General features: G+C 73.3%; 8 protein-coding genes. 6 read left to right on the top strand and 2 right to left on the bottom strand.

Annotated features, from left to right (window positions below; all coding sequences use genetic code 11):
- Positions 1-76 precede the first annotated feature (76 nt).
- Both ACZ6QO_RS29790 and ACZ6QO_RS29785 read left to right on the top strand, forming a co-directional pair.
- On the top strand, positions 77-3103 hold the full coding sequence (locus ACZ6QO_RS29790; protein WP_465855402.1) for an AfsR/SARP family transcriptional regulator: 3027 nt from the start codon (positions 77-79) through the stop codon (positions 3101-3103).
- A 259-nt stretch (positions 3104-3362) separates the two neighbouring features.
- Positions 3363-4688 (top strand): MFS transporter, encoded by a 1326-nt coding sequence (locus tag ACZ6QO_RS29785; protein ID WP_465855401.1) that lies wholly within the window; start codon positions 3363-3365, stop codon positions 4686-4688.
- 8 nt (positions 4689-4696) lie between these two features.
- Here the strand turns inward: ACZ6QO_RS29785 and ACZ6QO_RS29780 are convergent, their stop codons facing one another.
- Positions 4697-6604, bottom strand: coding sequence for a serine/threonine-protein kinase (locus ACZ6QO_RS29780; RefSeq protein WP_465855399.1), 1908 nt, complete (start codon positions 6602-6604; stop codon positions 4697-4699).
- A complete protein-coding gene (locus ACZ6QO_RS29775) occupies positions 6594-8027 on the bottom strand; it encodes a DUF4407 domain-containing protein (protein ID WP_465855397.1) in 1434 nt (477 codons plus the stop codon). Before ACZ6QO_RS29775 ends, ACZ6QO_RS29780 begins: the two co-directional genes overlap by 11 nt.
- A gap of 321 nt (positions 8028-8348) precedes the next feature.
- Here ACZ6QO_RS29775 and ACZ6QO_RS29770 point away from each other — a divergent pair, with 321 nt between their 5' ends.
- The 4 genes from ACZ6QO_RS29770 to ACZ6QO_RS29755 are packed head-to-tail and all read left to right on the top strand — an operon-like array spanning position 8349 to position 14634.
- Entirely contained in the window at positions 8349-9704 is a 1356-nt protein-coding gene (locus ACZ6QO_RS29770; RefSeq protein ID WP_465855395.1) for a hypothetical protein, read from the top strand.
- A gap of 35 nt (positions 9705-9739) precedes the next feature.
- Positions 9740-10756 (top strand): DEAD/DEAH box helicase family protein, encoded by a 1017-nt coding sequence (locus tag ACZ6QO_RS29765; RefSeq protein ID WP_465855393.1) that lies wholly within the window; start codon positions 9740-9742, stop codon positions 10754-10756.
- Complete coding sequence (locus ACZ6QO_RS29760) at positions 10753-12744, top strand: hypothetical protein (RefSeq protein ID WP_465855391.1); 1992 nt, start codon at positions 10753-10755, stop codon at positions 12742-12744. Before ACZ6QO_RS29765 ends, ACZ6QO_RS29760 begins: the two co-directional genes overlap by 4 nt.
- A 9-nt stretch (positions 12745-12753) precedes the next feature.
- Positions 12754-14634, top strand: a complete 1881-nt coding sequence (locus tag ACZ6QO_RS29755; RefSeq protein WP_465855389.1) for a hypothetical protein — start codon at positions 12754-12756, stop codon at positions 14632-14634.
- Positions 14635-14640 lie beyond the last annotated feature (6 nt).

Raw genomic sequence — 14640 nt, 5'->3', positions numbered from 1 at the left:
CCTTTTTGCCCCGCCATCCCTGGGTTACCCTCGCATGCGATCTCCGCGATCTCCGCGAGTTGTGCGAGGGGGGCCCATGGGCCGGGACGACATCGACACTGTGCGGTTCGGGGTGCTGGGCGCGCTCCGGGCCGAGCTGGGCGGGCGGCCGATCGGGCTGGGAGGTCTGCGGCAGCGGGCGGTGGTGGCCGTCCTGCTGATCGCCCGGGGCAGGATGGTGCCCGCCGAGCGGATCATGTCCGATGTGTGGGAGGGGACGCCGTCCCCGTCCCCGGGAACGCTCCATGTCTACATCTCCCAGCTGCGCAGGGCGCTGGAGCCCGAGCGGGCGGCGCGCGCGCCCGCCGGGCTCCTGGTCCGTGAGGGGCCGGGGTACGCGCTGCGCGCCGACCCGGCCGCGGTCGACGCCGAGCGGTTCGCCGACCTGGCCGTGGCCGGGCGGCGGGCCCTGGACGGCGGCAGGCACGGGCTCGCCGAAGACCTGCTGACCGAGGCGCTGGAGCTGTGGCGCGGTCCCGCCTACGCGGACTTCACCGACGCCGGTTTCGCCCTGCCGGAGGCGGCGCGGCTGGAAGACCTGCGCGCCGCCGCGTACGAGGACCGGCTGGCCGCCGCCATCCACCTGGGCCGGCACACGGCGGCGGTCGGCGAGCTGGAGGCTCTGGTGGCCGAGCAGCCGCTGCGGGAGCGCGGCTGGGAGCTGCTCACCCTGGCGCTCTACCGGTCAGGGCGGCAGGCGGACGCCGCCGCGACGCTGCGCGCCTTACGGCGGCGGCTCGCCGACGAGCTGGGCATCGACCCCAGCCCGGCGCTGCGCGACCTCGAATCGGCGGTGCTCGCCCAGGACCCTCGGCTGGACCCGCCCTCCACCCGCACCACCGCCCCGACCGGCGGCATCGGCGGCTTCACGGCCGGCACAGCCGCCGCCACCACCGCCGGTGCCGTCGGCGCCGCCACCATCATCGGCCCCGGCGTCCCGACGGCCGGCATCGGCGTCCCGACCACCGCCGCCGCGACGACCGCCACCAGCGGGACGAGCACCGTCGGCGGGACGACCGCCGGCAGAGGCACGACCGGCCTTCCGGCGCCGCCCGCGCCCACCGGCAACCTGCCGTTCGCGCTGTCGAGCTTCGTCGGGCGCACGTCCGACATCGCAGCCGTCGGCGGCCTGCTCGCCGAGTACCGGCTCGTCACCCTCACCGGACCGGGCGGCGTGGGCAAGACCCGCCTCGCGCTGGAGACCGCCAAAGGCCGCACCGGCGACGCCGACGGGTGCTGGATGGTCGAACTGGCCGGTCTCACCTCTTCCGAACTGCTGCCCGCCACCATCGCCGCCGTCGTGGGCATCCCCGGTGCTGCCTCCGTCGACGAGCTGGCCGCCGTGCTCGCCGGGCGGCGGCTGCTGCTGGTGCTCGACAACTGCGAGCACCTGCTGGAGGCGGTCACCGCCGTCGCGGGGACGCTCCTGAGCCGCTGCGGCGGCCTGCGGGTACTGGCCACCAGCCGCGAGGCGCTGGGCGTGGAGGGCGAAGCGGTCTACGAGGTCCGGCCGCTCGACCCCGCGGGGGAAGGCGCCGAACTGTTCCGGAGCCGGGCCGCCGCCGTACTGCCGGCGTGGTCCCCCGACCCCGGCGACCTCGACCGGATCCCAGTGCTGTGCGCGGGCCTCGACGGCATTCCGCTCGCCATCGAACTGGCCGCCGCGCAGTGCCGGATGCTCTCGATCGGCCAGATCGCCGACGCCTTGGAGAACCGCTTCGACGTGCTCGTCGACGGCCCCGTCAACCTGCCCGACCGGCATCGCGCGCTGGAGGCCACCGTCGCCTGGAGCCACCAGCTCCTCCAGCCCGATGAACGACGGCTCTTCCATCGGCTCAGCGTGTTCGCCGCCGGGTTCGACCTCGACGCCGCGGGCGCGGTCGGCGGCGTGGCTCCCGTTCTGCCCGTCCTGTCGGCCCTGGTGCGCAAGTCGCTGGTCAGCGTCGAGCCCGGCACCGCGCCGCGCCGCTACCGGCTGCTGGAGACGCTGCGCCAGTACGCGCTGCGCGAGCTCGACCGGGAGGAGCCGGCGCAGACCCGGCGACGCCACCGGGCCTGGGCGCTGGCTCAGGCGGAGAGCGCCGAGCGGCGGCTGCGCGGCCCGCAGGCGGCCTCGCTGCTGGGCCGGCTGACCCGCGAGCAGGCCGAGTTCCGTGCCGCCTTCACCTCCGCCCTCGCCGAGGGGGACGGCGACTACGCGCTGCGGCTGGGCGGCGCGCTGTACTGGTTCTGGTACCGCATGGGCCACATCGCCGAAGGCCTGTCCTGGATGTCCAGGGCGTTCGCCGCGGCGCCGGACGCAAGCCCGGACGTCAGGGGACGGGCGCGGCTCGCCGTCGGCGGCCTCAGCTACCTGGCCGGGAGGCCCGCGCAGGCGTACGAGGCCGCCATGCTGGCGGAGCGCGAGGCTCAGGAGGCCGATGACCTGGTCGTCACGGCGTGGGCGCGGGTCTGCCGGACGCACTTCGGCGTGCTCGCCGGAATGCCGGTCGACGCCGCGGCGCTCGCCCGCGACGCCGTCGAACTCGCCCGGCGTTCCGGAGAAGGCTGGCTGCTGGCCGAGGCGCTGATGGTGCAAGGCATGCTCGCCCGGGTCCTGGGGGATCTCCCGGCCGCCGCCGCCGTACTGGCAGAGGCCGTAGCGACCGCCGAGTCCTGCGGCCATGACTGGGCGGCCGGCTCCTCCGCGTGGGCGGCCATGAAGACCGCCTGCGATCACGGCGACGGCCGACGCGCGCTGGACATCGCCGGCGGCATCCTGGACGCCCTGGACCGCCACGACGACGTGACCTCCCGGCTCGTGCTGTTCCACACCGCCGCCCACGCCCTCGCGCTGAGCGGACAGGCCGAGCGGGCGGCCGTGCTGATGGGCGGGGTGGAGGCCGTCGGCCGCCGGGTGGGCTTCTCCCCCGAGCTCATGGACCCCCTGGACGGCCCCCGCGAAGCCGCCGCCGTCCGCGAAGCCCTCTCCCCTGCCGCCTACGAACGCCTGACCGCGCAGGGCCGCGAACTGTCCCTCCCCGACCTGACCACCTACCTGGTCGACCTGCTCCGAAACCCCTGACCGCCCGCCACACCGAACTGTCGCCAGAGGTGACGCGGTCGAAGCTGCCGGCCAGCCGGGCATGGTCACGCACAGAGCGATCATGCCGCCCTCCTCCGACGAGCTCAAGGCCGGACGGAGCGGTGGTGTGAGCAGGCCGTTGCGGCAGCGATATGTCGCATTGTGTGCTTATTGCGTGGTATATGGCGTAGAGCCGCCGAACGTTCAGCATGTGAAATTCGGTTGCCCGGGGGCCAGTGGACGTCCACACTTGCCGCCTGTGTCGACCAGCCCCGCCTTGTCTCTGAAGACGTTGCTGCTTCGTCTGCGGATGGACATCAGCCCGCTACGCGACTCGCGTGACTTCCGGCTGCTGTTCGCCTCCAGCCTGGTCACGATGTTCGGCAGCTTGATGACCATGGTGGCCGTGCCGTTCCAGATGAAGCAGCTCACCGGCTCCTACGTGGCGGTTGGCCTGGTCAGCCTGGTGGAGTTCGCGCCCATGGTCGTATGCGGGCTGTGGGGCGGGGCGATCGCCGACGCGCTCGACCGGCGCAAGATCGTCATCTTGTCCGAGGTCGGCCTGTGCCTGACCTCGGTGCTGCTGATGCTGAACGCCATGATCTTCCCAGCGCCGGCCCAGGTGCCCGTCCTGTACGTCGTGGCCGCGCTGTCGGCCGGTCTGTCCAGCCTGCGCGGCCCCAGCGAGCAGGCGATCATCAACCGGGTGCTCAAACTGGACCAGATGGGGGCGGCGTTCGCCATCCAGGGCCTGGCCCGCAACGCCGGCATGATCGTCGGCCCGGCCGCCGGCGGCCTCATCGTCGTCACCCTGGGCCCGGCCACCTCCTACGGCATCGACGTCATCTCCTTCCTGCTGTCGCTGTTGCTGCTCATCCGGGTACGCCCGGTGGCCCGCATGGGAGACCACACCCCCGCGTCGCTGCGCTCGCTGGTCGAAGGCGTGCGCTACGCCGTCCGGCGCCCCGACCTCATGGGCACCTATCTGGTCGACATCGCCGCGATGATCTTCGCCTTCTCCAACGCGCTGTTCCCCTTCCTCGCCGACCAGCTCCACGAGCCCAAGGCCCTCGGCGTGCTGTACGCGGCGGGCGGCGTCGGTTCGGTCATCGCCTCGGCCACCTCCGGCTGGACCGCGCACGTCCACCGCCACGGCCGCGCGGTGATCATCGCGGCCACTCTGTGGGGCGCCGGCGTCGCCCTGGCGTCGATCATGCCCAACGTCTGGCTGGTGGCCGCCCTGCTGGCCTTCGCCGGAGGCGCCGACATGATCAGCGGCGTCTTCCGCGGCATCATCTGGAACCAGACGATCCCCGACGAGTACCGCGGACGGCTGGCGGGCATCGAACTGCTCTCCTACTCCACCGGCCCCATGCTCGGCGACGCCCGCGCCGGCTTCCTCGCCCAGGCCGGCGGCGCCCGCTTCTCCCTGGGCATCGGCGGCCTGCTGTGCATGGGCGCCGTCGCCGCCATGGCCGCCGCACTGCCCAAGTTCCGCTCCTACGACGCCCGCACCGACGAACACGCCCTCACCGAACGCGCCCGCCGCGAGAGCGCCAGGACCAGTAGCCGCACCCCCATCTGAGGCGGGAGTCAGCGGCGCAGGTGGCGTAGGGCCTGGGTGCGGGATGAGGGGGTCAGGCCCGCTAGTAGTTGGCGGGCGCGGGTGTCCGGGAGCGATCGGAGCAGGGCTGCCGCCGTCGTGGGAGGCAGGTGGCCGAGCACGGCGCAGGTCCGCGGCACCGATCGGACCGCCATGGCCTCGACCAGCGGGACCGCGGCACGGCTCGCGGCCAGAGCGCCGAGCACGCCGGCCGCGGTGCGGGCATGGGCGTGGGCGAGGATCCGCGCGGCCTCGCCCGGCCGCATCGTGGCCAGCAGCGCGGAGGCGTCCGCCAGTTCCATGTAGTCGACCGCGTGCCCGGCCCGGCTCGCCTTGAGGGTCTGCAACACCGCGGCCGTCTCCTGTGGGCTGGCCGCCATGCCGGCCAGCAGCCCTGCGGCGGTCTTGGGCGCGACCGCGGTCAGAACCGACGCCGCCGTGGCGCGGGGCAACGCCAGCAGGACCGGCCCTGCGAGCCCGGGGGCCGCCCTGGCGAGCATCTCCCCCGCGGCCTCGGGAGGCATCGCCGCGCACAGTCGCGCGGCCTGGCCGGCGGACATGCCGTCCAGGCCGCGTGCCGCCGCGGCCGGGTCCGCGCCGGACGGCTCCGACTGCGGCGTCCGTCGCGGCTCGGACCGCAACGGGCGTGGAGGTTCGGACCGCGGGGAGCGTGGCGGCTCGGGACGCGAGGGGCGTGGCGGCTGGGATCCCAACAGGGGTGGCGGTTCGGAACGCGGGGGGCCTGGCGGGCGTGGCGACTTGGCCAAGGGCCGTTTCGGATCGGGCTCGGGACGGCCGGGAGAGGGCGGAGTCCGCGATGCGCGGGCCTGTTCGTCCGGCGGGCGGCCCGGGACGGGGGCGGCGGTGGGATGGGGGGTGCCGGCGGACTGGGAAGGGGCGGATCGTGGGGCGGCGGTGGGCTTGGGGGCGGGGGCGGGTTGCAGGGCGGGGCTGGGTCGCGGTGCCGGGCTGGCCAGCGGGGCGGGGATGGCCGGTGGGGCCGGGGTGGCTTTTGGGGCTGGGGTGACTGGTGGGGCGGGGGGGTATCGCGGGGCGGGGGTTGGGGGGGTGAGGAGGGTGTGGAGGGTTCGGCGGAGTTGGGGGGTGGTCATTCGCTGGGACGGGTCCTTGTGGAGGAGCTGGGCGATCGCGTCGGCGAGGGGGCCTCGGTGGACGGGTGCGGGGGGCGGGTGGTCGGTGATGGCGCGCATGGTGGCCGCGAGGTCGTCGCGGCGGAAGGGCGAGTAGCCCTCCAGGGCGCAGAAGAACGTGACGCCGAGGGACCACAGGTCGGAGGCGGGCCCGAGCGCGCGGCCGTCGATCCGTTCGGGGGCCATGAACTCCAGGGTCCCGATGAACGCGTTGTGGGCGGTGAGGGCGCGCTCGCCGCCGATGTGCGCGATGCCGAAGTCCACCAGGCACACCCGGCCGGACTCGCTGATCACGATGTTGGCGGGCTTGACGTCACGGTGCAGGACGCCGGCGCGATGGGCGGCCTCCAGCGCGCCGAGCACCCGGACGCCGATCTCGGCCAGCTCCCGCTCGCCGAGCCGGCCCTCCTCGATCATGTCGCGCAGCGAGCGGCCCCTGATGTAGGCCATGACGATCCAGGGGCGGCCGCGCTCCTCGAACACGTCGTAGATCTCCACGACGCTCGGGTGCTCGATGCCGGCGGCGGCGCGCGCCTCGCGCAGGGTCCGCTCGCGGCGCACGGACAGGGCCTCCCCGTCGGCGGACACGACCAGTTCCTTGATGGCGACGCGGCGGTCGAGGAGCCGGTCGTCGGCCAGCCAGACGTCGCCCATCCCTCCCCTGCCGAGCCGCCGCAGCAGCCGGTAGCGGTTCTGGAGCAGGCGGCCGCCGGACGCCGGTGCCTTCGAGCGCCGCTCAGCGATCATCTTCGGGGAACAGCTCGAACTCGCGCGAGCGCTCCAGCGACCGCGGCTCGGACAGGGTGGCCATGCGGGCGTCGGTCATGCCGCGAAGGGCCTCGTCCTCCAGGCTGCCGTACTCATGGCCGGCGCCGGCCGGTTCGAGCGACGACAGGGCGGACATGGACGGGCCGGGCTCGGCGGCGGGCTCGGCCTCCGCGGCGCCCGCGGCGCCCGCGGCGTCCGGGGTGTGCACCAGCGTGGCCGACAGCGGCGTCTCTTCGGGCGCGGCATGCCGGGCCCAGATGTCGCGGATGGTGCCGGGGTCCGTCCGGACGGAGCCGGAGCCGGGCCCGGGACCGGCGTTCAGGCTCTCGCGTGCGTGCAGCAGCTCCTTGCGGGCCGCCAGGGCGAGCACCTTCTCGTAGTTGCCCGGCTTCTGCATCAGCTTGACGGCGACCGGCAGGCACTCGATCAGCAGGAACAACAGGAACAACAGAGCGCGCGCCAGGTTGAGGGTCAGGTCCTTGCCGGAGACCTCGTTCAGAGCCCGCAGCCTGATGAGCAGCCCGTTGAGGCTCTCGTTCTCGGCGTTGAACGACGCCTGCAGGTAGCTCTGCTGCCGCGACGCCATGTCGAGCTGGGTGCGCAGCTTGCCGAGTTCTTCCTTGGCGCTCTGCAGCCGCACGGCCTTCGCGCTCTGGTCGGTGGCGGTGAGCTGCCGCTTGCGCTCGTCGATCTGGTCGTTGAGCGCCTCGATGCGGGCCTTCGCCTTCTTGTAGGCGTCCCTGCTGGCCTGCGACAGCACTCCGTCGCCCTTGCGCGGGCAGTCAGCGCCGCCGTAGAGCTGGCACTGCCACTCGTCGTAGTGCTTCTTGGCGTTCTTCTGCTCGGCGGCGCGCTCGGCGGTCAGCGACTTGATCCGCGGGTCCTTGGACGGGTCCTGGGGCACCTCGCCACCGCTCGCCACGATGGCCTCCTGCGCGGCCACGGCCTGGCGCAGCCGCGTGACCTCCTGGCCCACCTTGCCGCGCTCGGCCGCGTCGGTGAAGTCGTCGGCGCGCCGCTGCTTGATCTCGACGATCTGGGCGTCGACCTCGGACTTGAAGATCTGCAGGACCAGCGGCGTGGAGATGACGACGCCGAGCAGCACCGCCATGGCGACGCGGGGGGCGGCGAGCCGCCAGCGGCGCGGCCCGTCCGGCTGGATGGAGCCGACCAGCCAGCGGTCCAGGCTCAAGATGGCCAGGCCCCAGACGATGCCGGCGGGCACCGCGATGAGGAAGCTGAGCCCGAGCGCGCTGCCCAGGGCGAACGCCATGGAGATGGCGGCCAGCACACTCGTGGTGAGGACGGCTCCCCCGATGCCCTCGAATTTGCCCCGCTCGGTCGGGCAGCGCTCCAGGATCTCAGGCCGAGCACCAGATAGGACAATTAGTAACTTTCTCATCTATTCTCCCCCTCGTGATGCCGAGACTGTAGTTGAGGACACCCTCAATCAATCAAGGCACGACCATCAGCATGCCACTCGCTTAAGATATACATGTACCTGGATATCGACATTCTGCCGCGTACGGCAGGTGATGGTGGGGACCTGTCCTTTGTGTAGTTGGAACTCCAGGTCGGGGGCTGATGTCACATTATGGGGAGTAATGATCGGTTCTTCTTTTACACGTGACCGGAGCCGTTTTTGACGGGGGCGAGTCGGGATCTCCTCCGCAAGGCTCTCACAGAAGGCATCGCGGAACTCGACGGTTCTCGGCGTCTCATCGTGTTCGAGATCGCCACCGCGGGCATCACCGCCTTCGAGGTCCGCAGGGACGAGACGGGCACACCGCAGGGCCGCATCAAACCGCTGGTGGCCTGGGAGGGCACCGCCGCGTCCTCGGCACGGCGGGCCGGCGAGCTGACCGAGACCATCGCCCGCGACACCACCGTGGTGCTGGTCTGCGCCGACCCGGACACCGCGGCGGCCGGCCAGGCGACCGACTGGCTGCGCGCCGCGCATCCGCGCGCGCTCTCCTTCACCGAGCCGGGCGAGGACGTCGCGGCGCTGCTGCGCGAGGTCATCGCCGACGAGCCGCTGTGGCAGTCCTACGACCTGGTGGTGCTCGAACGGCAGCCGGACACCGGACGGCTCCGGTTCGCCGGCCATCCGCTGTTCGGCATCGAGGCCCGGCGCGGAGACTCGGCCGACTTCACCGTCCTGCTGGAACCGAGCGACGAGCGCGGCACGGTGTTCGCGGTCGTGGCGTGGGAGGGCCGCCGGCCGCGGCTGCTGTCGGTCCAGACGGCGAAGCTGCCGCCCGGCCGGCACTCGGTCGCCGCCGAGCTGGAGCGTCCCGGCCGGGTGCGCTTCGACGGCCTGCCCGGGCTGGCCAGATGCGACCGCCCGTGGGACGAGCTGGTCGCCGCGGTCCCGCCCCGGCTCGACCGTCACTCGGACGGGGCGCACCTGATCTGCGCCGTCGAGCTCAGCGGTTCGGACCATCAGGTCGGCGAGCGCCTGGACCGCGTGGAGCAGCTCCTTGAGGCGACGGCGGACGAGCTGGCCGGCCAGCTCGCGGTGTCGCTGGTCGGCTACGGCTCCCACCGGTTCCGCGGCGGGCTTCCCGACGAGCCGGTGCTGGTGGCCTGCTGGCAGGCCACCCCGGGGCCCGGCCTGACGGCGTCCCTGCGCCGGCTGGAGGAGCACCGCGGGCGGCTGTCGGCGCGGGCGGCCAAGGTGCCCGACTACCCCTACGCCGCGCAGGTCGAGGACATGCTGGCCGAGGTGGGCGGGCGGCTGGACGCGGCCGGGCCGGGGCACGGGCGGCGCCGGACGGTACTGCTCACCGTGGGCGAGCGGCCGCCGCACCCGCCGGGAAGGCATCCCTCCGAAGTCCTTCCCTGCCCGCGCCGCTTCGACTGGGAGCGGCTGGTGTCCAGGCTGGAAGGCGAACGCGGCGTGGTGCTCGGCGCGATCTGCGACCGCCCTCCAGAGGACGCGCACACCGTCTGGTCCCGGCTCGGCGGCGGCGCGCCGGCCCACCTCGACACGGTGAACGTCGAAGAGCTCGGCGCCGGCCTCGGGCTCTCGGTGCCGCAGGGACGGCGAACGCCCTTCCCGTTCCTCGCGACGCCATGACCATGACTCCACACGAAAGGCCGAATGAGGTTCGCATGCCCCCTGAGCAGGGTCAGTCCACACGCCCGGAGCACAACATCGCCATATGGGGCGCGCCGGGCAGCGGGAAGACCACCTTCCTCGCGGCTCTCAACATCGCGTTGATCCTCAAAGAGGGGCCGTGGCGCGTCATCGGCGCCGACGGCCCCTCCCGCGACTTCCTGATCGAGATGACCAGCGTCCTGTCGCAGTACCAGCGCTTCCCGGACGCCACCCTGGCCCTCGGCCACTACAAGTGGTTCCTCAGCAGGCAACCCGACAAGCAGGGCAAGGGCTGGGGCCGCAAGGCCGCCAGGAGCCGGCGCATCGGGCTGGACGTGCTGGACGCCCCGGGCGGCTTCTACCGCGCCCAGCGCACCGGCTCGGGCACCGACCGCGAGCAGCTGCTCGACAACCTCGAGCGCAGCCGCGGCATCGTCTATCTCTTCGACCCCATCCGCGAGTTCAAGGACGGCGACGCGTTCAGCTATCTCCACGGCGTGCTGACCGACCTCGCCGGGCGTATGCTCGCCAAGGACGACTTCACCGACGACATGCTGCCGCATCACCTGGCGGTGTGCGTGACCAAATTCGACGAGCTCAGGGTTCTGCAGACGGCGGAGAAACTGGGGCTCGTCTCCCCCGACCCCGAAGATCCGCACAATTTCCCGCGAATCGACGACGAAGAGGCCGCACAAGAGTTGTTCCAGCAACTTTGCAGCGTCTCGGCGACCGGAAACGCGCGGATGGTCGTGCCCGCGCTGAAACAGTATTTCCACCCGGACCGTATCAAGTTCTTCGTGACCTCCTCGATCGGCTTCTATCTGGACCCGGACAAAGGGGTGTTCGATCCGGACGACCCGCAGAACGTCATCCCCGAGCCGCCGAGGATGTCCGGCGACGGTCCCCTGGCAACGGCGACGGCGCCCGCCACCGCCTTCCGGATCCGCGGGCCGGCGTACCCCATCAACGTGATGGAGCCCATGCTGTGGCTCGGCCAGCGGATGTCGCAGGGCGGGGAGGGCGAAGGGTGAGCCGGCAGGTGACGATCACCGCCGACTGGGCGGTGTGGGGCAAGCGGCCGGGCACCGGTGAGGACTACGGCGTCCTGGAGTGCAGCGTCGGCCAGTTCAGCCAGGACGACTTCCACGACATCCTGCTCACCTGGTCGCCGGGCTCCCTCGCCGAGTGGCCGCAGGTGACGATCAGCTGGGTGAACGGACGCGGTGACCTCGCGCACGTCGGCCTGGCCGTCCACGGCCGGACCGACCAGTTCGACCGGTTCGGCCGCCCGATCGCCGTCACCACCTACTTCTGCGTGCCCTACGCCGACCTGGCGGGGGGCCCGGTGTCGTACGAGGAGCTCTACCGCGTCCTCGGCGGCTGCCGCCCGCCGGCGAACGGGCCGCTGACCGTGGACGTCGGGGTGCTCGACCCCCGCGACGCGGGCAAGGGGCTCGACCACCGGACGGCCATGCGGGCGGCCGCCCTGCTGATCGCCGACGAGCAGGTGTGCGTCATCGGAGGCGACCACCTGTCCATGGCCGACCGTCTGCGCTATTTGGACGCGGTCGCGTCGTTCCTCCCCTACGGCCTGCGCACCAGGCTGACCGCCTCGACCTGGACCGACAGCTCCGCCAGTCATCGCATCAAGCTGTCGTTCGCCAAGCACTCCCCCGAGGGCGCCTTCCCTGTGGTCCTCGGTTCGGACACCGACGCCCTTGACGACTGGACGGACATCGCGCGCCATTACCTCGGCTCGCTGCGCAGGCACTCCCCCGAGGAGGTCGTCCGCAAGCTGGCCACCGCGACCGAGCCGATCTCCTTCAAGGAGGCGCCCAGGCACGCCTTGGCCCTGCTGGACGACTCGCGGGGCAAACCGGTCCACGGCGGCCCGTACTTCCGCACGATCGACGACGACCTGAACCTGTGCGCGCAGTTGGCCGGGCACCGGCGGTGGGAGGACGTCGACGACGTGGTGGACCGGCTGCGGATCAGCGCCGCGTCGCAGGAGCCGACCGAGGACGACCGCGCGCGGTACCGCCGCATCATCGAGGACCGGTTGTTGAGGGCCGGGGCCGGACACCCGCACGACCGGCCGGGCGGCTCCTTCTACGACACCATGCTCGGGCTCGGCTACGGGCGCACCCTGACGGCCGGCGCCATGGAGATGATCGAGCGTGCGGCGGGGCCGAACCCGGCGGTGCGGTCGGCGATGGCGCGCATGCCCGCGGACGATCCGGCCGTGTCGCTGCGGCTGGCGATGCTGCTGCGGGGCGACGAGCGATCCCGCATCCTCACCTCGCTGCAGACGGCCCACCTGGTCGAGGTCGCCGCGCGCCGGCCGCACGACCCCGCGGTCGTCGACCTGGCGCTCAAGATGCTGGTCTCCCGGGGTGGCGCCGGCGGGGAGGACCAGCAGGTCGCCGCGGCGCTCAGCGAGCGGGCGTACCTGGTCGACGCGATAGCCGCGGCCTACCCCAAGGATCCCGCCACGCAGGTGAGCCGCCTGCAGGACCTGGTGGCCGCCTCCTACGGAAGCCCGCTGGAACCCGGCCAGTTCAGCGAGATCGTGGCCAGCGTCGTGCCGCCCTCGTCGGCCAGGCTGATCGCCGCCGCGGCGGCGGTGTACGGAATGGGCGCCGAGAGGGAGCTCATGACGGCCGTCCTTGAGCAGGCCACGCTGGACCGTGGGACCCGGCGGCACCTGCTGGAACGCCTCACCGATCCGGCGCCCGCGCCCATGCCGAGGGCGGACCTCACCCCGACCCGCCGCTTCCTCCGCCAGCGGCACGGCGACGCGGGCGTCGGGCGTCAGCGGCGGAAGGAGCCCCGCCGGGCCGGCGAGGCCGGTGAGATCGAGCGGCTGCACCGGCTGGAGCTCGTGCAGGAGGGCCGCGAGCGACGCCGGCACAACCTCCGGGCCTCCGGCGAGACCGTGTTCGTGATCGTGCTGTTCATACTGCTGATCGTGGCGGTGGCGGTCCTGGTGTACCTGATCGTCCGCCCGTCCACCATGTGAGGACTGTCGATGGTGCGAGTCACCGCCGAATGGGCGCTACGCGGCACGCGAGCGAGCACCGGGGAGTCGGAGGAGATCCTGGCGTGCAGCCGCGACCGGCTCAGCCGCGACGACTTCCACGAGATCATGACCCGGTACTCGCCGGGGGCGCCCGCGAACCTGCCCCGGGTGACGGCGAGCTGGATCGGCGACGGCGGCAGCGCCCACGTCGGCCTGGCCGTCCAGGACTGGTCGGCCCAGCTGGACGGTCTCGGCCGGCCCATCGCCGTGACCCGGTACTTCTGCGTCCCCTACGCCGAGCTGGCCCGCGGGCCGGTCGGCTACGAGGCGCTCTACCACGCGTTGAAGCGGCAGTCGCTGCCCGTGGCGGGCCCGCTCACGGCCGAGGCGCAGGCGCTCGACGCGGAGGCCACGGCCGCGGAGGCGGGTGACACCGCGAGGGCCGCGGCGGCGCTGCTGCTGACCGGGGACCCGGTGTGCGTGGTGCACGCCGAGGCGGTGCCGATGCTGTCGCGGCTGCGGTTCCTCGACGCGGCCGCGGCGCTGCTGCCGTACGGGCTCAGGGCCAGGCTGACCGCCTCGACGTGGACCGACAGCGCCTCGCCGCACCGCATCAGGCTCTCGTTCGCCCGGCACCCGGCGCAGGGGGCGCGGGTGGTCGCCTGGGGAGAGCCGCTCGGGGACGCCGGGCATCCGGATCTCGTCCGCGGCTACCATGACGCGCTGGCCGGGCACGCCGACCTGGCGGGGCTCGTGGCGAGGTTCGCCGCCGAGACGGCGCCGCGCTCGTTCAAGGCGGAGGAACTGGCCGAGATCGCCGCTTCCGTCGCGGACGCCGGCGCCGCCACCGGGGAAGGTCCGCGGGCGGCGACGCCGAAGGCGATCTCGCGGCTGGTGGCGGCGTGCGCCGACCGCGCCGGCGAGGGGGACGTCCGGGAGGTCGTCCGCAGCCTGTCCAGGCTCGCCGAGCTCAAGCGCGCCGGCTGGGGGGAGGAGCAGCGGGCCGCGACGAGGAAGGCCATCGCCGACCGCCGGCCGCTGGTCACGGCCCGGTCCCTGGACCCGGCGGCGCAGGACCGCCTCTACGAGGTGCTGCTGGACCTCGCCTACGGGCCGCGGCTGACGCTCGACGCCTTCGAGGAGGTGCGGCGGAACGCCGACCACTGGCTGCCGCCGCGGCTGGCCTCGGCGCTGCTCCGCCTGCGGGCGGCCGAGCCCGCCGTCACGCTGAGGCTGGCGGTGTACCTCGCGCCGCATGAACGGTCGCCGGTGCTCGTCTCCTTCGGCTCGGCCGAGCTGATCGAGGCGGGCGCGCGGGAGCCGGAGGACGCCAAGGCGCTGAACGCCATGTGCGCCGAGCTGGAGGCGCGCGGGGACGACCCGGCCAACCGCGCGGCGATCGGCGAGGCGCTGCGCGGGCACGGGCGGCTGGTGACCGCGGTCGGCCGGCTGCACCCCGACGATGCCCCCGAGGCCCGGATTCGGCGCTTCCACGCCCTGCTGAGCGCCGCCTACGGGCCGGTGCTGGAGCGGCACACCGTGGAGAAGGAGTTCCCGGCCGAGTCCCTGCCGTCGTCGCCGCCGCTGCTGGCCGCGCTGTCGGCGTTGTGCTCGCCGGACGCGCGGCGGGAGCTGCTGGAGGCCGTCTTCGCCGGGGTGCTGGAACAGGCGGGCATCACCGCCGAGACGCTGAAGCGGGCCGTGTCCGCCGTGTCCGCCGTGTCCGCAGTGTCCGGGGCCGGCCCCGGTGCGGTACCGGACGGCGGGCCGGCGCGGCCCCCCGGGGCGGCGGGACGGCCCGGACCCGCCGTCCCGCCTGGGTCGGCATCTGCTCCGAACGCCGCCGCGCCCCGTTTCGGCATGAAGAGCCGCCGCAGGCGCCCCACCTGATGACCC

The organism is Sphaerisporangium sp. NPDC049457, assembly GCF_055586705.1.
Note: the sequence above shows the minus strand (reverse complement) of the source record. Positions and strands in the feature narration are given on the sequence as shown.

Coding starts and splice junctions, on each gene's coding strand:
- ACZ6QO_RS29790 (WP_465855402.1), top strand. CDS start 77: ATGGGCCGGGACGACATCGACACTGTGCGGTTCGGGGTGCTGGGCGCG.
- ACZ6QO_RS29765 (WP_465855393.1), top strand. CDS start 9,740: ATGCCCCCTGAGCAGGGTCAGTCCACACGCCCGGAGCACAACATCGCC.
- ACZ6QO_RS29780 (WP_465855399.1), bottom strand. CDS start 6,604: ATGATCGCTGAGCGGCGCTCGAAGGCACCGGCGTCCGGCGGCCGCCTG.
- ACZ6QO_RS29775 (WP_465855397.1), bottom strand. CDS start 8,027: ATGAGAAAGTTACTAATTGTCCTATCTGGTGCTCGGCCTGAGATCCTG.
- ACZ6QO_RS29755 (WP_465855389.1), top strand. CDS start 12,754: ATGGTGCGAGTCACCGCCGAATGGGCGCTACGCGGCACGCGAGCGAGC.